Genomic DNA, 19,425 nt, shown 5'->3' on the forward strand with positions numbered 1-19,425 from the left:
TTGACCATTTGGTCAAACCTTGCCAAGACTGCCGCGAAGTGTCACGCTGAAGTGTGATGGATCGGAGGCTGCCTTGCGTGTGCAATCAACTGAAACGGGGACGATGACAGCGCAGTTGCCGCAGGTCCACGAACCCCGCAACGACGGCATTCCGCTTGATCTGGATTGGGTCACGGCGGCCCAGGCCAACCGGTCGGCGATTGAACGGCGCGCGGCGACGTTGCCCGGACGTCGTTCTGTCAAGAAAGACCATCAGGCCGCGTGGCTGTGCAAGGCGATCGCCTGTATCGACCTGACGACGCTGTCGGGCGATGACACCCCGGCCCGCGTGCGTCGGTTATGCGCCAAAGCGCGCCAGCCCGTGTCCCCCGCCCTTTTGAAGGCGCTTGGCATGGAAGGCCTGACCACCGGCGCTGTCTGCGTTTATCACGACATGATCGAAACCGCCGTGGACGCGCTGCAAGGCACAGGCATTCCTGTCGCTGCCGTGTCCACTGGGTTTCCAGCCGGATTATCGCCGTTTCATCTGCGCATTCAGGAAATTCGGGACTCGGTTGCCGCAGGGGCGCAGGAAATCGACATTGTCATTTCACGCCGCCATGCGCTGACCGGTAACTGGCAGGCGCTCTACGACGAAATGAAGGAAATGCGCGAGGCCTGTGGTGATGCGCACGTCAAGGCGATCCTTGCCACCGGAGAGTTGGGTACATTGCGCAACGTCGCCAAAGCCTCGCTTGTCTGCATGATGGCCGGCGCGGATTTCATCAAGACCTCGACAGGCAAGGAACCCGTGAACGCCACCCTGCCCGTCACATTGACGATGATCCGCGCGATCCGCGACTATCACGACCGCACCGGCATCAAGGTCGGCTACAAACCCGCTGGTGGCATTTCGAAAGCCAAGGACGCGCTGGTTTATCTTGCCATGATAAAGGACGAACTGGGCGACCGTTGGCTGCAGCCCGATCTGTTCCGATTTGGGGCATCATCGCTCTTGGGCGATATCGAGCGGCAGCTGGATCACCACCTCTCGGGTGCCTATTCGGCGTCCTACCGGCATGCGATTGGGTGAACACATGACCATCAAAGAAATCTTCGACACCATGGATTATGGCCCGGCCCCGGAATCAAGCGCTGAGGCTCTGGCCTGGCTTGCAGATCGTGGCGGCATCGCGGGTCACTATGTCAACGGCAAATGGGGGCCACTGCGCGATGATTTCGCGAGTATGAACCCGGCCACTGGCGAACATCTGGCCGGTGTCACAAAGGGTTCGCCGGAAGAGGTTGCAACCGCCGTCAGGGCCGCCCGCAAAGCACAGGCTGCATGGGCGAAAGACGGGCACAAGCGGGCGCAGGTGCTTTATGCCATTGCCCGGCAAATGCAGAAACACAGCCGGCTTCTGGCGGTGATGGAAACGCTCGACAACGGCAAGCCGATCCGCGAAAGCCGCGATATCGACGTACCGCTGGCGATCCGCCATTTCTACTATCACGCTGGCATGGCGCAGCTGATGGACACCGAACTGCCGGACCGCGCGCCCATCGGTGTCTGCGGTCAGGTGATCCCGTGGAACTTTCCATTGCTGATGCTGGCCTGGAAAATCGCCCCTGCCCTCGCGATGGGCAATACGGTCGTGCTAAAACCGGCAGAGTTTACATCACTTTCCGCGATGGTCTTTGCGGAGCTTTGCACAGCGGCCGGTGTTCCCCCCGGCGTCATCAACATCGTGACGGGCGATGGCGAAACAGGGGCGGCGCTGGTGGCGGCCGATGTAGACAAGGTGGCCTTTACCGGCTCGACCGAGGTGGGTCGCAAAATCCGGCAGGCCACGGCAGGCACGGGCAAGGCACTGACTTTGGAACTGGGGGGCAAATCCCCCTACATCGTGTTCGAGGATGCAGATCTCGATTCAGCCGTCGAAGGTCTTGTCGATGCGATCTGGTTCAACCAGGGGCAGGTCTGCTGCGCCGGATCGCGCCTTTTGGTGCAGGAAGGCATCGCCGACCGCTTCTATGCCAAGCTGAAGGCCCGGATGGAAACCTTGCGCATCGGTGACCCGCTGGACAAGGCCATCGATGTCGGAGCCATCGTCGATCCGTCACAACGCGCGATGATTGCCAAGATGGTCAGCGACAATACCGAAGGCGAAACGTTCCAGACTTCGGCCCCTGATGGTTGCTTTTACCCGCCGACACTGATCACCGGACTATCACCCGCCAGCACGCTGATGCAGGAAGAAATCTTTGGTCCGGTGCTTGCGGCCACGACCTTCCGCACACCCTCCGAAGCGGTCGAGGTCGCCAACAACAGCCGTTACGGGCTGGCTGCGTCTGTCTGGTCGGAAAACATCAACGTCGCACTGGATATCGCCCCGCAATTGGCGGCAGGCATCGTCTGGATTAACGGAACGAACATGATGGATGCGGCTGCAGGCTTTGGCGGTGTACGCGAAAGCGGTTTCGGACGCGAAGGCGGCTGGGAAGGGTTGTCAGCCTACACCAAACCGAAAACGAAGCCGACGAAGCCAAAGCAGATCAAACCCTTCAGCGGGAAAGATGGTGCGGGCAGCGGGCTGGATCGCACACAGAAACTTTTCATCGGTGGCAAACAAGCACGGCCCGACGGCGGGTACAGTCGCACGGTCTTTGGCCCAAAGGGCGACCTGCTGGGCGAAGCGTCGCTGGCCAACCGTAAGGATTTGCGCAACGCGGTCGAAGCGATGAACAGCGCCAAAGGCTGGTCGAAATCCACCGGCCATCTGCGCGCGCAGATCATCTATTACATCGCCGAAAACCTCTCGGCGCGCAGCGAAGAGCTTGCCAAGCGGATCAAGGCCATAACGGGCAAGGACGGCAAGGATGAAGTCGGCCATTGCATCAACACGCTTTTCACCTTTGCAGCCTGGGCCGACAAGTACGACGGGCAGGTGCATAATGTACCGATGCGCGGCGTCGCACTGGCCATGAAAGAGCCGGTCGGCAACATCGCGGTGTTTTGTGCCGACGATTGGCCACTGCTTGGCATGATCTCTCCGATGGCGGCGACCATTGCGATGGGCAACCGCGTGACACTTGTCGCCAGCGACCCTTTTCCGCTGATGGCGGCGGAACTCTATCAGATCCTCGAAACATCCGATGTCCCGGCAGGTGTCGTGAACATTCTGACGGGGTCACATACCGAACTCGCGCCACAGGTCGCACAACACGCCGATATCGACGCCGTGTGGAGCTTTTCAGGCCACAATCTGGCGCAGGCGCTGGAACACGGGGCGGCAAGCAACCTCAAACGGACATGGATCAATCCGGCTGAAACGGCGGCAAAGGACATGCTGCGCGAAGCCTGCGAGATCAAGAATGTCTGGGTGCCCTACGGGGCCTGAACGGCCTTCTATCATCTTGCCGCAAATACTCCGGGGTCCGGGGCAGCGCCCCGAAAAAGGGGTGGGAGGGCGGGCCCTCCCACACCAAAACCTAATGCCGCCGATCGTCCTTCTTGCGCCAGGTATCCATCCAGCGCCCGATCCGCGAGCGGCGTTCGGACACGCTGGCCTGCAGTTCGTCATACTGGTCACCCGCGCTATCCAGCAGCGGATCGACAGAACGCTCGCGGAACTGGCGCCACATGGCGCGCACCAGACCGAAGAAAAACGCAACCACAACGAAGAACCCGATATTGAACCATGGGATAATTGTGACATCCGGGCTCGCCACCGGCCTGATAGCAATCGCATTCGGGAATGCGGACACATATTCGTTGCGCCAGCCGTAGTGCGTGATGACAGCCCATTTCGGGTTTTCTGCCGTTGAAACCAGATCATCCGCTTCGGTCTGCAAGTTCGCCGTGTCGAATTTGAAATAGAATGGCCAGGAGAAATTGGTGTCCTCGTTGCGATAGACCATCACTTCGGTCGTCTCGCGCGGGATAAAACCAAGCAGCATGGTGCGTTTCTTCACCGTCTGGATGAACTGGACGTCACGGTTTATCAGGGTGGCAGACTGATCGTCCGGTCGTGCCCAGAAAACACGGGTCCAGTCATTCAGGTCCTGCCGTTCCTGATAGGTGTTCACGACCCGCACAACGTCATGCTGCGGCAAGGCATAGTGGAGAACCAGCCCGAAAATCAAAAGAACGATCAGACGGAAAATCGTGCGGATACGTTTCATTTCAGGGCCTCAATTCGCGTTGATGATAAATAGGATTGTGCCCACGACAAGTGTCGGCACGACATAGACAAGCAGCAGAAGCTTGGGGCGCAGGCTGCTGTGATAGGCCTCCATCCCCTGTTTCACAAAGTCGTCGCGGCTGATCCCGTCCGGGCGTTCCGCGTCCCATTGATCTTCCAGTTTTTCCCGCCGCACAGAGCGTGAATAGAACCATAAGCAGACGTAGACGACTGTCATGGCGATGAAGCCGAAGATCAGAAACCTGACAAATACCATCTACCGTCTCCTTACCGCGCCCCACGGACCGACACGTTCCACGATATCGGCTTGTGGTGCAACTGGTTCGGGATGCTGCACTTGCGGTTCTTCCATCGGGTCTTCGTGCCCGAACAGGGCCTCTCGCGTTCCGGCCTTGTCGACCTGGTATTCCCGTTCAAGGAAATCGGCGACGTAGGACTTTTTGCTGTCAGGCCATGTGGCATAGGCCCGATAGAACGCTTCCTTATGACATATGAACAACTGCCGGATATCCAAGGGGGACAATTCGGACAGCAGCATGTTCACCAAATCCGCGTCCGCATGCGGCTTGGCCCGCAAGGTATAGAAATAGGCCGGATGGTCGGATGTGATCCGCGGCCAAGGCCCGTCTTCTTCGGCCCAGCGTGCAAGGGCCGCCATTCCTTGCCATTCCTCTGGCAAAAGCTTTGCATAATGCCGTCCCAGACGGCGCAGGTCGCGCCGGGTCGCCCCGGTCAGATCTTCGCCCATGGTCGAGGCAACTTCGGCCACCACGAAATCCATTTTCTGATGCAGGATCGCACCAGCGTCGATGCCGCGCGCCTTGGCGACAGGTTCCACAAGATCGTTGAGCTGCAGGAACTTCGCAATCGCCGCGCGGTCCTTGAAATCCATTGTATAGGCGATGGGAAGTTCGCCGAGCGCGTCCTTGGGGCCAACGGAAATCGCGGCCGGATGTTCGACACCGCGGAACACGTACAGCCCGCCGAAATGCGCCGTCCAGAAGTTCGCCTGATCGAATGACATTTCTTTCAGCGCGACGGGGTTGCGGGTCACATCACCCGTTTCCTTGGCAAGCCCGATCATTTCTGCGATCAGCACATCGTCAAACCAGGCATTCGGCTTTGATTTGAACTGGTCGATCATCTTGCCCAGCTTTTTGGCCGTGCGCACCGTGCCGCCAGTCGTGTCCGCCTCGATCCTGATCTTGCGCAGGTCAAACAGGCGCGCAGCCTTACCGACTTCGTAGACGGAATTTACCAGTTCGCCGGCGACCGCGTCGCGGGCCGTCAAGGCAAACAACTGCGCCTGATTTTCACGGATGAACTGGCGCAAGATGCCGCGACTGGTTGAAAACTGCGCATTCAGCAGCGGGGCTGTCTGCTGTTCTGTCGTCAGCAGTATGAATTGCCGGTTTACCCCGTTGTGGTTGAGATAAAGGTCATCATCGAATTCATCCCCGATTTCCGGCGAATAGCCCGATATATCGATGTGAAAGGCATCCTGTGTCGTGGTTTTTCCAATCAGCGAGACCAGCGCGCGGTTGTAGCGGTCTACCAGCACTGGACTGTCCACGCGGATCAGGTTGCCAAACATCAACCCTTTTTCGATCAGCCTATGCATTGTGGCCACCCCGCATCATACCAACCAATCCGGCGATGAAATATGCAAAGACAGACAGGCTCGCGACGCCAATCGCCCTGAAGATACCGATTGCCATCGACAAGACCTCGTCTTCGTTCACAGTCAAGTCCGGGTTCGCGAATGCATCATACTGCAGCAGCGTATCACCGGCACCGACAAAGACCACCAGCGGCAAAACTCCCCCTGCGACGCTTAGCGAAATGAACAGATGCACGAAGAACGCGCCGACACCTGTATTCGTGCGCCGCCTGATCACCCCACCAAGCCAGTAACCGGCAACGATCATCACGATCGTCAGGGCAACAAGTACCCCCCAGAAAAGTGGGCTGAAAATTTCACCAAAGCCGCCGTCTGCGATCATGTGCTTATTCCCTGTCCGCTAGTCATCGATGTCACCGCGCATCACGACAGAGGCGACAAGCCCGGCAAGTGCAAAGATCACAGCGCCGATCCCTGCGCTGAACAGAACTTCGTTGCGGTGCGCGGGTGCCTCGGAGAAGATCGCCTGCGGTGCCGCATCCACAAGGAATTGCGCAAACCCTCTGCCGGAAAACACGCCCGTCAGGCCTTCGGGCTGCAAGGCGTTGTTGATAAGTGGCAGCAAGCCGATCAACATCGACCACGTCAGCAACGCGAGGATCAGCACACCGGTTCCGGTCGCCACATCCCGACGGGCAAAATAGGTTCCAATCATCAGTCCGACGATGGCCGAAAATCCCCAGGCAAAGACATGAACAGATGCGAAATGCGCGGCAAGACCCGTCATTCTACCACGTCTCCTTTGTCCAATGTCGCGGCAGGTTCGCCGTTGAGATCGCCACGACTGGTGCCCAGATTATCGCCGACAAAAGGCCCGCGCGCCCGAACAGGAAAAGCGCTGCGAGAAAGGCCATGTTTTGCACTTCATGGCCACGCACCGCATAGAGAAGCGCAAAGGTCAGCGTCGCAAGCACCAGCAGGATCAGCAAAGACAGGACCCCGATTGCGACAAGTGCCGCCACGCCTTCGGGCATGATCTTTGCCAGAAGCTGTGGCACGACCCAGCCAAGGATGGCCAAGACCAAGGCTGGCACAAGCACATCTATGGCGACGACGTCGTTCACCCCTGCTGTTCTTTCAGATAGCGCCGCTTGGCTTCTTCCTGCCGTCCGAATTCGCGGACCATGTTTTCGATGGCAACTTCGTCGGATTTGTCGGCATAGCGGAATTCACTGTCCGCGTAGCGGTTGATTTCCTGCATCACCATGTCGACCGTGATCGGCACACGCAGTTCTTCGATCATTGCCTTCTTGGTGTCGTAGTCCTTGAACAGGAACAGTTCGGGGTTTTCCATCCATTCGTCCGGCAGTTCAAAGTCCATTGCCCGCACTTTGACTGCGTCCGTGATGTTCTTGATCGCGCGGCCCGTAAAGCGGCTGTCGGCCTCCTGAATGCCTTTCAGGTAGGTGCCCATCTTGGCGATCGTGTTCAGTTCACCGATTTCAGAATGCACCCGGTCGAAGACTTCAAGCAACCCTTGTTCGTGGGGGCGGGAATGGCCTTCAAAGGAGGCGGCGACCGCTTTCTTGATCTCTTGCGCATTGAAGACGTCGTGGTCTCCGACGGGGATGTCATGGTTCTTGCCCATCAGCAGGTAAAGGATGTCGATGTAGTCGTCCCGCGTTTGCGGCCCATCCACGAGGAAACGCGCACCGGCCCGTTGGCGCAGCGCGTCATCCACGTTTTCGGGATAGTTCGAGAACATCCCGAATGTGCAGTTGCCCCGCACAACCGTGTTTGCACCAGCAAAGGATTCCATCAGCACAGCGGTAATTTCGAGTTGTCCGGCAGAGGATTGCCGATCCCCGCGCTTGCCCGCCAGTTGGTCGATGTCGTCGATCGTGCCGAAACCGATGACGCCCGGATCAAGCACGTTGTTGATGAACGCCTTGGCGTTCTGGCCCGACTTGCCCTGATAGCTGTCGATGTTGTCCGTCGACAGATTCTGGTAGCGGAATGCATAGCCTGCCGTTTGGCAGTAATCGTTGATCAGCCCCGCCATCATCTGGATCAGTGTCGTCTTGCCTGTGCCCGGCGCACCGTCGCCCATGAAGGTGAAGATGAAGCCGCCAAGTTCCGCAAAAGGGTTCAGCTTGCGTTCGAAATCGTAGGCCATCAGCATCTTTGCCAGTTTCATGGACTGGTATTTCGCGATGTGGTTACCGACGACCTCGTTCGGTTTCTTGAAGGTCATCGTCAGTTTGGACCCCTTCGCCTTGCGCGCGGGCGAGAAGCCGTCAACGACGAAATCATCCGCGTCGACACGCCACGAGGCGCTGTTGAAGGGTTCCAACCGATTTGCCGTTGAGGCCCGACCGCCGACCTTTTCCATCAACGCCTCGGCATAGGCGAGCACGGTGGCGATCAGCTTGGGTTCGGAAGACGCATGCAGTGCGATGTCTTGATCAAGCTCCCAAAGCACACCGTGCAGGGCAAGCTGGCCATTGTCTGTCAGGACTTCTTCGACGTCACCGATTTCGACGGTTTCCTCGGTCGCGTGGTTGCCCAGCAGAAAGGCTGTCGCTGAGCCGAACACGTAAAGCGTGATCAGCGCCTCGGCCGTCAGCAGTTCGGAAAACTCGGCCTTTTTGCTGTCCGCAAGGCTGCCTTCGAGGTTGGCGCGCTTGAGATCTTTGAGTGCTGTACGATCCGCGTATTGATCCGCCACGGCAAGCGCGATGGCAATGGCGCGGCGCAAGCCCTGCTGGATCGTGGCTTGCAGTGGCGAGACAAGCCCGTCACCGCCTTCGACGGCTTCAATCCGGTCGGTCAGATGGATGCCTTCCTTGCGTTGCGTGCGGCGCGTGGCAAGGCCCGGTGTGGTCGAGCGGAAGGTGCGGCGCGTGCCAATGCCAGAGGATCGTTCAGGTGCGTCCGGCGTCATTCGCAAAGCCAGCTTTGGCGCGTGGTCGAACCCATCCATCAGGTCGAGTGCAGCTGCGTAATGGGCGCGGATGTCTTCTTCGCGCAGTTCCATCTGGTCGCTTGTCTGGCTCATCTTGTCATTATCTCGCTTTGTTCAAATTCTTCTTGGGGGACGCTGTTACCGATAACTCAGCACCCGCCCCTGATCGCTGACCACGAACTTTCGCACGTCGCGGAATCCGGGCGGGTTTCTTTCGGCCAGCGCCTGATAAGGGCGTTCGGGCATGATGATTGACCGTTCCATTCGGGTGGCACCTGTCTCTCCGCCCTGACCGGCAAACGGGTCGAGTGCGAAAATCTGGCGTTCCACCGATCCGAACCAGCCGGATTTCACCATTTCGGCCCGTTCGGCCACGAGGTCTTCTTCGGTCCAGACTAGCGCCCAGTCTTCGCCAACGGGGCTTTTGGCCTGTTCGAGGACTTCGCGGAGCGGGCCGGTCTGGCGCGTGAATGCGTGGCTATACATCGGCCCGATGTGAAAGCGGCGCAGCCGTGTCGGGTGCAGATCGTCGAAATCTTCGTCAAAGCCCTTTGCGATGGTCAGCAATTTCAGCCCGCCGACGGATTGTGCCATCAGGTGCGCCTGCACTTCTGGCCAGCGGCGTTCGTCCTTGGGCAGGCCGATGCGGCCGGTGTCTTCGACGTCCATCAGATAGATCGTCGGCAGGTTCACCTGACTGTCATAAACTGCCCATGAAATCTGAAACCGGCGACGCATCCCTTCGTTTCCGAGCCAAACCGCCTTTGGATCATTGCGTGCCCAGAAGAGTTCGCCTTTCAGCAGTTCTTCGTAGTAGAGCCGCTGGGACAGCGCGTATTGCAGTTTTGTCGGGATTGCCTGTTCGCCAACGATGGTCCGCACCATCTGATCCTTGAGGTCAGCCTCGGACGGCATGTTTTCCAGATGCTTGCGCGACTGAAGTGCGTCGTTCGCCATTTCAAGCAGCTCGGAATAGACCGGAAAACCGCTTTCGACCCGATCAAACGTCAGCTTGCCCGCGTGGGCGAAACGACCGCTGAAATGATACTTATGTGCCAGCGCCTTGAATGTGTAATTCAGCCCGAGGAGATAGCCTGCCACCGCCTCGATATCGCGCCGCGACAGGCGGCCTTCGGCCTCCATCGTGGCCGCGACCTTGGTCAGGTGGTTGGTGATCCGTTCGAACTTGCCGAAATAGCGGCGGGTGACACGCGTGTCTTCAAGTTTGAAGTGATCGTCGGAGAGGTCAGTTTTTGTCACGTAAACCTCTGAGGATGTTCACGCGCATCTGATCCTCTTTGGAAACAGGCGCGCGCTGCTGATATCGCATTCGTTCGATCGCCCCCAATCCGACAAAGACAACGGCGGCAATCATGAAGACGGGAAACCCAGCAAAATTTCCGGTCCAGACCCAAAACGCGATCATGCCAGCCATCACGAAAGCCGACGCGATGATGACTTTGGTGGTCCAGTCCCATGTCCTGGGCTTCATAGATCCCCATACTGATTGCTGTCGTGCTTTTCGACGATCTTGGCAAACCGGCGCACAAAGCGTTCGTCTGCTTTTGCTTTCTGCTCCAGCACTTCGCGGGCAAAGACCATGTGGTCTTCATGAGCTTCGAGCATGTCGGCCATCTTGGCGTTCGTCGCCGACCCGATCGCGGCCATCGCGGATTGCGCTTCCTGGTCTGTCTTCACACCGATTTCGTTGATCCGGTGGGCGACGTCCTGCTGCTGGGCTGTCTTCAAGGATTTGGTGAGGGCGTCGTAAAGAACAACACGCTGCTTGGTGTCTGTCTGCAGCTTGTTGATCAGCACCATCTGCGTTGCAGCCTGGTTCTGGAGCGAGTCAATCCAGGTCTTGCCCTTTTCGATATAGCGTTCCAGCGTCTGTGACTTGGCCAGCTTGACCTGTTCCTGCTGCACCAGTTCGTTATATTTGGTGTTCAGGTCGGCCAATTCGGTTTCAAGTTTGGTGCGGGCCGCCGCGTCCTGTTCGACGGAAATCTTGCCTTCAAGGGCGATGATCTTGGGGTCCATCGCCAAAATATCGGCGCGGACCGCTTCAAGTTCACCAACGGTAAATTCGCGTTCATCCAGCGTGCCGGTCAGGTTCGTTTCGACCTTTTCCTTCTGCTCGTTCAGCACGTTCAACTGGCTTTCGAGCAGCTTGGTGATGACGTCGGATTTGGAAATCAGATCTTGCAGTTTGTCATCGACGGACGCTTCGCGCATCCGCTCTTCGCGCATGGAATCCGACTTGCCGCCGGAAAACCAGCCGACGATGCTTTCCATTGTCGTTTTGGAACGCATTTCATCGAATTCACGGCTGAAACCGGCGGTCACATCATCCAGACCCATAATGAGTTCGGCGATATTGGCGTTCATCAATTCGGTGTGGGCGTGGACATCTTCCAGCGTGGCATTTTCGATATCGACTTCGATATCCATGCCTTCGGCCATCTTCTGGCGGGCTGTCTCAATGCGGCTTGTCAGTTCTGCAATCTTGCCCTGCGCTTCTTCAACTTGTGCTTTGCTGTCTTCAATTTGCTGGTCGAAATTGGCCATATCCGGAAATCCCTCGTCTGCTGTTTGTTACCCAATAGTTAGGCAGTTATGGCGTTCATTACAAACGCCATATGACAGCATCATGGCCGGAATTGGGGATTTGCGGGTCAGGATTTCCCTAGTTGCCACCGACAAGTGGGCCGCGGTTAGCGACGCCTGCTGCCTGTGCCAGATCTTCGCGTGCAAGCCGGTCGAGTTCGTCCCAGCTTTGCGCCCCGTTCAGCAGTTCTTCGCGTGACAGGATTTTCGGCGGAAGTTCCACGCCGCGTTCGTAATATTCGGGGTCGATCCGCAGGGATTCCTCGGGCGAGCGGATGATGACCTCTGTCGGGATATCAACCTGATTGTAGAGATGGATGATGTCCTGATTGAACATGCGGATACAGCCCGCAGAGCCGGAATTCCCGATTGATTCAAGATCGTTGGTCCCGTGGATACGATAGTACGTGTCGCGCCCGTTGCGATAGAGGTAGAGCGCCCGCGATCCAAGCGGACTGGCAAGACCCCCCGGAATGCCGGAGCGGAATTGTTCGTACACTTCAGGCTCACGGCGCAGCATGTTCGCGGTCGGCGTCCAGCCGGGCCATTCCTTTTTCAGCCGGACCGTTGCGCGCCCCCGAATCGAGCGCCCCTGACGGCCGACGCCGACGGGATAACGCACGGCTGTTCCGTCAAATTTCACATGATAAAGGAACTTGGCATACGGATCGACGTCGATCGTTCCGGGCGCTCCTTCGCCAAGATACGTGCCTTCCATCCGCCGGTTGATCCCTTGCGTGTATTCCGCAGGGATTGGCGGCAGGTTGTAACCATTGTCCTGAATTGGGCCGTATTCATCCAGAAAAGAAATGGATGGCGTGGATATCGGATTGGATTCCGGCACACGCGGTCCGCATGCAGCGACCCCGCCGAGCATCAGGGCACCGAATGACCGGCGGGACAGGTTCGAATTGGACGGCATGGCAGCACCTAAAGTAAAAACGACTCATGCTTTAACACGCTGATCGGCAATGGCAAAACACTGCCCAAAAGGGGCAGTGTAATTGTGCAACAGCAAGTCACATTGACTCACGTTCGGGTGACTATCCGACGACGTTGAAGTCCGGTCCGAATGGATATTGCGTGATATCCTCGTTCCCGTTTTCCGTGATGAACAGGATGTCGTGTTCGCGATAGCCGCCGGCACCGGGCTGACCGTCCGGAATGGTCAGCATTGGTTCCATCGAGATCACCATGCCCGGTTCCAGCACCGTGTCGATGTCTTCGCGCAGTTCCAGCCCGGCTTCGCGACCGTAGTAATGCGATAGCACCCCGAAAGAGTGGCCATAGCCGAAGGTCCGGTATTGCAGCAGATCGCGTTCCGCAAAGAACGTGTTGATCTTTGCCGTGACGTCGGCGCAAGACACGCCCGGTCTGAGCAAGCTGATCCCGTATTCATGCGCGGCGACGTTGGCTTCCCAGATTTTGAGGGAGGCATCGTCAACTTCCCGCACGAACAGCGTCCGTTCCAGTGCGGTGTAATAGCCTGAAATCATTGGGAATGTGTTGAGTGACAGAATATCCCCGACGTCCAGCTTCCGCGATGTCACCGGGTTGTGTGCGCCATCTGTGTTGATCCCGGACTGGAACCAGACCCACGTATCCCGATACTCAGCGTCCGGAAACCGCTTTGCGATTTCAAGTTCCATCGCGTCCCGTCCGGCCATGGCAATGTCGATTTCGCGCCCGCCGACCTTGATCGCGTCGCGGATGGCATAGCCGCCCACGTCTGCCACACCAGCCCCGTGCCGGATCAGGTCAAGTTCGGCCTGCGATTTATGTATCCGCTGGCGCATCGTATCGGGCGCGATATCCAGCAGTGTTGCGGGCGACAGGAAGTTCTTGAGCTTGTCTGATTGCAGGATGGTCAGGTGATCGCCTTCGAAACCGATCGCCTTGCCCTCGCCCGTGATGGAGAGAATCGCGCGCCAGTAATTGTCGCGTTCCCAATCAGTGTAGGTGATGTTGTCCCCGTAACACCGCCGCCACGGCTGGGCTGCATCGATTCCCGCGCTGATGGTGACGGTTTCGGTTTTGGTGACGACCTGTGCGTACGGCCGCCCGAATGCACAATAAAGAAAGCCAGAGTAATAGGCGATGTTGTGCATCGACGTCATAACCACCGCGTCCAGCCCCTTGGATGCCATGATTTCGCGCAGACCGGAAAGCCGGTTTTCGTATTCGGTGTCGGCGAATGGCAGGACCTTTTCGCCTTGGTGAAAACGGTAGAATTGTGGACGGTTCTTCATATCAGACCTCACATGGGATGGGGTCTGGTCAGACCCCGAAAGGCCCCGGCGTTCAGGACATAGGCGATGTGCCAAGCGGTGCGGATGGCACCCGTGACGACGCCATCGCCACTCGCTCGCGGGCAGATTAGCGACAAGTCCTTGCAACGCAAGAGCCTTGGACACAGACTGCGTCAAAACGGAGTGGTATGATGGAACTTGCAGGCAAGACAGCAATTGTCACGGGCGGTGGATCTGGTTTCGGTGCGGGTATTGCGCGCGCATTCGCGCAGGCCGGGGCAAAGGTCATGGTTGCCGACATCAATGCCGATGCCGCCAAGGAAATTGCCGCTGACATCGACGGTGTCTGGTCCGAGGTCGATGTCGGGTCGAACACCTCGGTTGCCGCGCTGGCCTATGCTTGCGCGGACCAGTTGGGTGACCTTGATATTCTGGTCAACAACGCCGGGATCACGCATTTGCCGACAATGATGGAAGATGTCAGCGAAGAGGACTTTGACCGCGTTTTAAATGTGAACGCCAAGTCGGTTTATCTGACGGCAAAACATTTCGTTCCCGCGATGAAGGCCCGCCAAAAGGGTGCAATCCTCAACGTCGCTTCGACCGCTGGCGTCTCTCCGCGTCCGCGCCTGAACTGGTACAACGCATCAAAGGGCTGGATGATCACGGCGACCAAGGCAATGGCGGTCGAGCTTGCCCCGTTTGGCGTGCGGGTGAACGCGATCAATCCGGTTGCGGGTGAAACGCCCCTGCTTAAGTCCTTCATGGGTGAGGACACGCCCGAGGTGCGCGCGAAATTCCTGTCCACGATCCCGTTGGGCCGCTTTTCCACACCAGAGGACATGGGGGCGGCAGCGACGTTCCTGTGTTCTGACGCGGCCAGCATGATTACCGGCGTTGCGCTGGAAGTGGACGGAGGACGCTGCATTTGAACTGGAGCATCCTGCGTTGGTTCGCCCGGCAGGTCGGGCTGACGGATGGCCGCATCTTTGATCCGGCATTTGACGGGCGCATGGCCGAAATTCAACGCCCCGCAAAGCTGCCCGAAGGCCGCGTGCGCATCCACTTTTTCGCGGCCGATTTTGAAACGGATGCAGAAGCGGAACTGTTCTGCTTTGGCACGGGCGATCCCAACAAGCCCGAACCGATCACGACCGAGCTGGATGGTGCGACAATCGACACTGCCTTTGTCGAAGTTGTGCGCGGCAATCTGGCCGGGCGGCTTTCCGAATTCCTGTCAGGAGACACCGTTGCGGACTTGATGGCAGACCGGCGCGGCCGCAATACATTGATATTCATCACTGAAGAGGCGTTTTCGGGACTGCCCTTTCAAGTCAATGACACGGACACGCTGCGCTATCTTGGGGCGCACACAGTGGCGACCTGACGCCAACGCCCCATTTCACAAGCCGTATGCATATTGTGCGTCATGCCAAGTTCCGTCACAACGGGGCCGACGTCGGCAGCCCAGCGCGCGCGCCGACCCTTTTTCTTCATATATGCCGGAGGCACCCATGCTTGACCAATCCACCGATCTGAAATCGCTTTTGAAGCGGTTGGACTTGCTTTGCGAACAGGCGTTTGTCGGCGGGTCCTGGGTCGATGCCAAGGACGGCAAGACTTTCGAGGTCAAGAACCCTGCGCGTGGCGATGTCATCGCCAATGTCGCTGACCTGTCCCGCGCGGAAATCAGTGATGCCATCACTGCAGCAGAAAAGGCCCAAAAAGACTGGGCCAAGCGTACTGGCAAGGATCGCGCGCAGGTCATGCGCAAGTGGTTCGATCTGATGATGGAACATCAGGACGATCTGGCCATCATCATGACCGCCGAGCAAGGCAAGCCATTGTCAGAATCCAAGGGCGAGGTCGGTTACGGCGCATCTTTCGTCGAATGGTTCGGCGAGGAGGCAAAGCGCGTTTACGGTGAAACCATTCCGGGCCACATGCCGGACAAGCGGATCACGGTTATCCGCCAGCCTATCGGTGTCGCCGCCGGTATCACCCCCTGGAATTTCCCGAACGCCATGATTGCCCGCAAGGTCGCCCCTGCCTTGGCTGTCGGCTGCGCATTCGTGGTGCGTCCTGCGTCGTTGACGCCTTTGTCTGCACTGGCGATGGGTAAGCTTGCCGAAGAAGCCGGTGTGCCCAAAGGCTTGTTCTCGGTCGTCACGACGACATCTTCTTCGGAAGCGGGCAAGGAATTCTGCGAGAACCCGATCGTGCGCAAGCTGACCTTTACCGGATCGACCGAAGTGGGGCGCATTCTGCTGAAACAGGCTGCCGATCAGGTGATGAAGTGTTCAATGGAGCTGGGCGGCAACGCGCCGTTCATTGTCTTTGATGACGCCGATCTTGATGCGGCTGTCGAAGGCGCCATCGCCTGCAAGTTCCGCAACAATGGTCAGACCTGTGTTTGCGCGAACCGTATTTACGTGCAGGCCGGTGTTTACGACGCCTTCGCGAAGAAACTGAAAGTCGCTGTTGAAAACCTGAAAGTCGGGGATGGCCTGGAGGACGGCACATCGCTCGGGCCGCTGATCGAACCGTCCGCCATCGACAAGGTGCAAGAGCATCTGGAAGACGCAATCGCCAAGGGCGGCAAGGTTTTGACAGGTGGCAAGCCGCACGCGCTTGGCGGGTTGTTCTTCGAGCCGACAATCGTAACCGAAGCCACGACCGACATGATTGTCAGCAAGGACGAAACCTTTGGTCCCTTCGCGCCATTGTTCAAATTCAAGGACGAGGATGAAGTGATCGCCATGGCCAACGACACGATCTTTGGCCTTGCGTCCTATTTCTATGCCAAGGACCTTAGCCGCGTGACCAAGGTTGCCGAGGCGCTGGAATACGGGATCGTCGGTGTGAACACTGGCATTATTTCGACAGAGGTTGCCCCCTTTGGTGGGGTCAAGCAATCCGGCCTTGGCCGCGAAGGTTCATCGCACGGCATCGATGACTATCTTGAAATGAAGTATATCTGCGCGTCGGTCTAAGTCGTTTTGTGGAGCTATTGCGCAGCGTGATCTTCGTCCAGCGCGGTGTCATCCTTTGGATGCACTGCCTGGACCAGCATCAGGTCAGCCTTGCCTTTGACCAGCCAGGATAGGCCAAAGGCCCAGATCCCGAATGCTTCGAACCAGAAGATCAGGTTATTTGCGATCACGACATCGCGGATTGGCCCTGGATAGAAATTCTTGAACGCCGCCGCGATTGCCGTCAGCGCCAGACACAGCAGAATGGTGTAGCCGCACCAGTGATAAACCCGCTTGCGGTGAAGTTTTGCGCCCCGCGGGAATTTCACGAGGCAAAAGGCTGCAAGTGACGAAAAGAACACCAGCGCAGCGCTGTAGTGAAACACCGGCGTCATATCGATCCCGAGGTTTGCCTGCGTCATCGTTGCGATCTGCCCGGTCTGGCTTTCGTTCGGGAACAGGGCCACGCCGAAGGCCGCGATACCGGCGGACGTTGCCAGCCAGTCATCGTTGATGAATTCGCCCTTTTCGCGCCGGTAGCCCCGATACGAAATGAGAAAAACGCCGATCGCGCAAAGTGTGCCGACAAAGAGGTCGCGATATGTCGTGTGATAGAAGTCGCTGATCGTCGGTTCGATCCGCTCGTTATCAAGTACACCGCCAATGATGAGGAACACGGGCAGCAGCATGCCCAACACGCCAAGTGCATTGCGCACGCGGGTGTAGGACATGACCATATCTCTGCCGTGTTCTACATTCATCTGGTCCCCCAGCCGCGCCAAATGTGCGCCACCGTTCTTGCAATAACAGTCGCGCACATAGGGGCGTGCGAGCAAGGTCAGGGTTTCCAGACCTGTCGGGCTGTCGGGTTAGCGGGTGCGACGCAGGCGGATCACCACATCGACGGACGCAATTTCCGCGCCTTCGGGTGCATCCGGTATCCGGGAAATTTCAAGTTCGGACGCGGGTGCGTCTGTCAGGGCGGCGCTGTCTTCCCAGTAGAAATGGGGGTGATCGTCGATGCGTGTATCGAAATAGCTTTTCGCGCCGTCGACGGTGATTTCGCGCATCAGCCCTGCATCACAGAAGGCACGCAGCGTATTGTAGACGGTTGCCAGCGAAACCTTTTCATCGGATTGGGAAGCCGCGTCGAACAGGCTTTCTGCGGTGACGTGGCGGTTCTGACCGTCACCCACCAAGAGCCGCGCAAGTGTAAGGCGCTGCCGCGTCGGGCGCAGCGATGCTCCGGCAAGCCATTCTGTCGAGCGTTCCGTCTGGATATCTGACATCAGTCCGTTCCTCTATTCCCTTACACATATGGGATTTTTGCCCTGTGGATCAATCAGTTTTGCTGAATGGCGGGCAAACTGCGGCGATTCTGCACGTCTCTTGCCCTTGCAAAGCCAGCGGTGATAGAGGTCGCGGCAACATGCAGACATAAAAAGTGAGCGACCCATATGGCCGACTATCCCTCCAGCTTTGATAAAGAAGGTTTGCTGAAATGCGCCCGTGGTGAGCTTTTCGGTCCGGGCAATGCCCAGTTGCCGGCCCCGCCGATGCTGATGATGGATCGCATCACCGACATTTCCGGCGATGGTGGTGCCCATGGGAAAGGTCATGTCATTGCAGAGTTCGATATCACGCCTGACCTTTGGTTTTTTGAGTGCCATTTCCCCGGCAATCCGATCATGCCGGGCTGCCTTGGCCTTGACGGTCTGTGGCAGTTGACCGGCTTCAACCTTGGCTGGCGCGGCTGGCAGGGACGTGGCTATGCGTTGGGAGTGGGCGAGGTCAAACTGACCGGCATGGTGCGCCCCGACCGCAAGATGCTGACCTATAAGATCGACTTTACCAAAGCGATCCAGACCCGCCGCCTGACCATGGGAGTTGCCGACGGGATCGTCGAAGCGGATGGTGAAGTCATCTATCAGGTCAAGGACATGAAAGTCGCCCTGAGCGAAAGCTGACCCACCGCGCAGAGCTGCGCCCAGAACCCGGAGAACATCCATGGACCGCCGATCTTTCGCGAAATACGTCGCTTCCGGTGCGTTTCTGGGTGTCGCAGGTGGTGGCTTTTACTGGCTGAACGCACCGCGCGACCAGAGCCATCTGGGGCTTGATCTGATGCTCGACAAACTGGACACGCTGGCCAGCCGTCCGTTGGAGAAGGCGGGAAGCTGGGACGCCACCCGCACGTTTCACCATCTTGCCCAATCCGTCGAGTTTTCCATGGCAGGCTTTCCAGAACACAAGTCGGCGCTGTTTCAGAACACTGTCGGCAAGATGGCCTACCGGGTTTTCAACGCGCGCGGGCAGATGTCGCACGGGTTGGACGAGGTTATTCCAGGTGAAATCGTGACCGAGGACGGCCAGACGCAGGACGCATTGCTGCGGCTGAAATCGGCGTTGCTGGATTTTAAAAGCTACGAAGCAGAGCTGAAGCCGCATTTTGCATACGGTGCGCTGTCAAAGGACGATTATGCCATCGCCCATGTTCTGCACATCAACAATCATCTGGAAGAGTTTCGGCTGACCTGACACCGTAGGTTCGGGTCAGGCCGGGAAAACGGATCTAGCCCGATTTCTTTCGCGCTTCTTCAGCCTGACGATGGATTTCAGCCCAATCAACAGTCTGCGGCTGGATCGTCCGCAGATCGGCCTCCTGAGACAACCGGCTTACCATGTCGGGTTGAATCGTCGGAAACGGCGTTTCTTTTCGTGTCTTGGGAGTGTCGGCCATTGTTGCGTCTCCGGTCAATCAGTCTCAAATACATTACCCCACCGCAAAACGCAGTGATCTTAAGCCTTTATCATACGCCGGATGGTG

22 protein-coding genes are annotated in these 19,425 nt (G+C 57.9%); 7 read left to right on the forward strand and 15 right to left on the reverse strand.

From position 1 onward, the window contains the following. Positions 1-103 precede the first annotated feature (103 nt). Together deoC and BMY44_RS10350 are read left to right on the forward strand one after the other, a co-directional pair. On the forward strand, positions 104-1,072 hold the full coding sequence (gene deoC / locus BMY44_RS10345) for a deoxyribose-phosphate aldolase (protein WP_089993616.1): 969 nt from the start codon (positions 104-106) through the stop codon (positions 1,070-1,072). Positions 1,073-1,076: 4 nt separating this feature from the next. Next, complete coding sequence (locus BMY44_RS10350) at positions 1,077-3,380, forward strand: aldehyde dehydrogenase family protein (protein ID WP_089993619.1); 2,304 nt, start codon at positions 1,077-1,079, stop codon at positions 3,378-3,380. A gap of 91 nt (positions 3,381-3,471) precedes the next feature. On the opposite strand, the gene BMY44_RS10355 is transcribed toward BMY44_RS10350, so the two are convergent. From BMY44_RS10355 to BMY44_RS10410, 12 genes are all read right to left on the reverse strand, one after another. Beyond that, positions 3,472-4,164: a DUF1523 family protein gene (locus BMY44_RS10355; protein WP_089993622.1), complete on the reverse strand. Its 693-nt coding sequence runs from the start codon at positions 4,162-4,164 to the stop codon at positions 3,472-3,474. Between the two features lie 9 nt (positions 4,165-4,173). Beyond that, positions 4,174-4,440 (reverse strand): hypothetical protein, encoded by a 267-nt coding sequence (locus BMY44_RS10360; RefSeq protein WP_089993626.1) that lies wholly within the window; start codon positions 4,438-4,440, stop codon positions 4,174-4,176. Then, entirely contained in the window at positions 4,441-5,805 is a 1,365-nt protein-coding gene (locus tag BMY44_RS10365) for a DUF6638 family protein (protein ID WP_089993629.1), read from the reverse strand. Then, on the reverse strand, positions 5,798-6,187 hold the full coding sequence (locus tag BMY44_RS10370) for a hypothetical protein (protein WP_089993651.1): 390 nt from the start codon (positions 6,185-6,187) through the stop codon (positions 5,798-5,800). Before BMY44_RS10370 ends, BMY44_RS10365 begins: the two co-directional genes overlap by 8 nt. 18 nt (positions 6,188-6,205) lie before the next feature. Continuing rightward, positions 6,206-6,592, reverse strand: coding sequence for a hypothetical protein (locus BMY44_RS10375; RefSeq protein WP_089993654.1), 387 nt, complete (start codon positions 6,590-6,592; stop codon positions 6,206-6,208). A gap of 1 nt (position 6,593) precedes the next feature. Next, positions 6,594-6,929, reverse strand: coding sequence for a hypothetical protein (locus BMY44_RS10380; RefSeq protein ID WP_089993656.1), 336 nt, complete (start codon positions 6,927-6,929; stop codon positions 6,594-6,596). Further along, the gene (locus tag BMY44_RS10385; RefSeq protein ID WP_089993662.1) at positions 6,926-8,863 is read right to left on the reverse strand and encodes an AAA family ATPase; all 1,938 of its coding nucleotides are present in this window, start codon (positions 8,861-8,863) and stop codon (positions 6,926-6,928) included. The genes BMY44_RS10380 and BMY44_RS10385 overlap by 4 nt, the downstream gene beginning before the upstream one ends. A gap of 45 nt (positions 8,864-8,908) precedes the next feature. Further along, positions 8,909-10,030 (reverse strand): hypothetical protein, encoded by a 1,122-nt coding sequence (locus BMY44_RS10390; protein ID WP_089993665.1) that lies wholly within the window; start codon positions 10,028-10,030, stop codon positions 8,909-8,911. Continuing rightward, entirely contained in the window at positions 10,017-10,262 is a 246-nt protein-coding gene (locus BMY44_RS10395; protein ID WP_089993666.1) for a hypothetical protein, read from the reverse strand. Before BMY44_RS10395 ends, BMY44_RS10390 begins: the two co-directional genes overlap by 14 nt. Further along, positions 10,259-11,338: a coiled-coil domain-containing protein gene (locus BMY44_RS10400; RefSeq protein WP_089993667.1), complete on the reverse strand. Its 1,080-nt coding sequence runs from the start codon at positions 11,336-11,338 to the stop codon at positions 10,259-10,261. The genes BMY44_RS10395 and BMY44_RS10400 overlap by 4 nt, the downstream gene beginning before the upstream one ends. A 118-nt stretch (positions 11,339-11,456) precedes the next feature. Beyond that, a complete protein-coding gene (locus BMY44_RS10405) occupies positions 11,457-12,299 on the reverse strand; it encodes a L,D-transpeptidase (protein WP_089993670.1) in 843 nt (280 codons plus the stop codon). A 121-nt stretch (positions 12,300-12,420) separates the two neighbouring features. Further along, positions 12,421-13,626, reverse strand: coding sequence for an aminopeptidase P family protein (locus tag BMY44_RS10410; protein ID WP_089993673.1), 1,206 nt, complete (start codon positions 13,624-13,626; stop codon positions 12,421-12,423). A 191-nt stretch (positions 13,627-13,817) separates the two neighbouring features. Here BMY44_RS10410 and BMY44_RS10415 point away from each other — a divergent pair, with 191 nt between their 5' ends. From BMY44_RS10415 to BMY44_RS10425, 3 genes are all read left to right on the forward strand, one after another. After that, positions 13,818-14,558, forward strand: coding sequence for a glucose 1-dehydrogenase (locus BMY44_RS10415; protein ID WP_089994813.1), 741 nt, complete (start codon positions 13,818-13,820; stop codon positions 14,556-14,558). Further along, positions 14,555-15,013, forward strand: a complete 459-nt coding sequence (locus tag BMY44_RS10420) for a hypothetical protein (protein WP_089993676.1) — start codon at positions 14,555-14,557, stop codon at positions 15,011-15,013. The genes BMY44_RS10415 and BMY44_RS10420 overlap by 4 nt, the downstream gene beginning before the upstream one ends. Positions 15,014-15,140: 127 nt before the next feature. Continuing rightward, positions 15,141-16,619, forward strand: coding sequence for an NAD-dependent succinate-semialdehyde dehydrogenase (locus BMY44_RS10425; protein WP_089994815.1), 1,479 nt, complete (start codon positions 15,141-15,143; stop codon positions 16,617-16,619). A gap of 14 nt (positions 16,620-16,633) precedes the next feature. Here the strand turns inward: BMY44_RS10425 and BMY44_RS10430 are convergent, their stop codons facing one another. After that, the gene (locus tag BMY44_RS10430; protein WP_131801596.1) at positions 16,634-17,359 is read right to left on the reverse strand and encodes a DUF998 domain-containing protein; all 726 of its coding nucleotides are present in this window, start codon (positions 17,357-17,359) and stop codon (positions 16,634-16,636) included. A gap of 108 nt (positions 17,360-17,467) precedes the next feature. Further along, a complete protein-coding gene (gene irrA, locus BMY44_RS10435; protein ID WP_089993691.1) occupies positions 17,468-17,887 on the reverse strand; it encodes an iron response transcriptional regulator IrrA in 420 nt (139 codons plus the stop codon). 168 nt (positions 17,888-18,055) lie between these two features. On the opposite strand from irrA, the gene fabA reads away from it, so the two are divergent. Then, on the forward strand, positions 18,056-18,565 hold the full coding sequence (gene fabA, locus BMY44_RS10440) for a bifunctional 3-hydroxydecanoyl-ACP dehydratase/trans-2-decenoyl-ACP isomerase (RefSeq protein WP_089993703.1): 510 nt from the start codon (positions 18,056-18,058) through the stop codon (positions 18,563-18,565). 40 nt (positions 18,566-18,605) lie between these two features. Then, on the forward strand, positions 18,606-19,136 hold the full coding sequence (locus BMY44_RS10445; protein ID WP_089993705.1) for a DUF1569 domain-containing protein: 531 nt from the start codon (positions 18,606-18,608) through the stop codon (positions 19,134-19,136). Positions 19,137-19,170: 34 nt separating this feature from the next. Here BMY44_RS10445 and BMY44_RS18205 read toward each other — a convergent pair whose 3' ends face one another. Continuing rightward, positions 19,171-19,338: a hypothetical protein gene (locus BMY44_RS18205; protein ID WP_165611819.1), complete on the reverse strand. Its 168-nt coding sequence runs from the start codon at positions 19,336-19,338 to the stop codon at positions 19,171-19,173. Positions 19,339-19,425: the final 87 nt, after the last annotated feature.

The sequence above is a fragment of the Cognatiyoonia koreensis genome, assembly GCF_900109295.1.
GTDB classification, from domain to species: Bacteria; Pseudomonadota; Alphaproteobacteria; order Rhodobacterales; family Rhodobacteraceae; genus Cognatiyoonia; species Cognatiyoonia koreensis.

Excerpts from the sequence above, each read along its gene's own strand:
- deoC (WP_089993616.1), top strand. The coding sequence starts at position 104 with ATGACAGCGCAGTTGCCGCAGGTCCACGAACCCCGCAACGACGGCATT.
- BMY44_RS10405 (WP_089993670.1), bottom strand. The coding sequence starts at position 12,299 with ATGCCGTCCAATTCGAACCTGTCCCGCCGGTCATTCGGTGCCCTGATG.
- BMY44_RS10350 (WP_089993619.1), top strand. The coding sequence starts at position 1,077 with ATGACCATCAAAGAAATCTTCGACACCATGGATTATGGCCCGGCCCCG.
- BMY44_RS10410 (WP_089993673.1), bottom strand. The coding sequence starts at position 13,626 with ATGAAGAACCGTCCACAATTCTACCGTTTTCACCAAGGCGAAAAGGTC.
- BMY44_RS10430 (WP_131801596.1), bottom strand. The coding sequence starts at position 17,359 with ATGAATGTAGAACACGGCAGAGATATGGTCATGTCCTACACCCGCGTG.
- BMY44_RS10415 (WP_089994813.1), top strand. The coding sequence starts at position 13,818 with ATGGAACTTGCAGGCAAGACAGCAATTGTCACGGGCGGTGGATCTGGT.
- BMY44_RS10395 (WP_089993666.1), bottom strand. The coding sequence starts at position 10,262 with ATGAAGCCCAGGACATGGGACTGGACCACCAAAGTCATCATCGCGTCG.
- BMY44_RS10425 (WP_089994815.1), top strand. The coding sequence starts at position 15,141 with ATGCTTGACCAATCCACCGATCTGAAATCGCTTTTGAAGCGGTTGGAC.
- BMY44_RS10360 (WP_089993626.1), bottom strand. The coding sequence starts at position 4,440 with ATGGTATTTGTCAGGTTTCTGATCTTCGGCTTCATCGCCATGACAGTC.
- BMY44_RS18205 (WP_165611819.1), bottom strand. The coding sequence starts at position 19,338 with ATGGCCGACACTCCCAAGACACGAAAAGAAACGCCGTTTCCGACGATT.
- BMY44_RS10385 (WP_089993662.1), bottom strand. The coding sequence starts at position 8,863 with ATGAGCCAGACAAGCGACCAGATGGAACTGCGCGAAGAAGACATCCGC.
- BMY44_RS10365 (WP_089993629.1), bottom strand. The coding sequence starts at position 5,805 with ATGCATAGGCTGATCGAAAAAGGGTTGATGTTTGGCAACCTGATCCGC.
- BMY44_RS10445 (WP_089993705.1), top strand. The coding sequence starts at position 18,606 with ATGGACCGCCGATCTTTCGCGAAATACGTCGCTTCCGGTGCGTTTCTG.
- BMY44_RS10355 (WP_089993622.1), bottom strand. The coding sequence starts at position 4,164 with ATGAAACGTATCCGCACGATTTTCCGTCTGATCGTTCTTTTGATTTTC.
- BMY44_RS10375 (WP_089993654.1), bottom strand. The coding sequence starts at position 6,592 with ATGACGGGTCTTGCCGCGCATTTCGCATCTGTTCATGTCTTTGCCTGG.
- BMY44_RS10400 (WP_089993667.1), bottom strand. The coding sequence starts at position 11,338 with ATGGCCAATTTCGACCAGCAAATTGAAGACAGCAAAGCACAAGTTGAA.
- BMY44_RS10370 (WP_089993651.1), bottom strand. The coding sequence starts at position 6,187 with ATGATCGCAGACGGCGGCTTTGGTGAAATTTTCAGCCCACTTTTCTGG.
- fabA (WP_089993703.1), top strand. The coding sequence starts at position 18,056 with ATGGCCGACTATCCCTCCAGCTTTGATAAAGAAGGTTTGCTGAAATGC.
- irrA (WP_089993691.1), bottom strand. The coding sequence starts at position 17,887 with ATGTCAGATATCCAGACGGAACGCTCGACAGAATGGCTTGCCGGAGCA.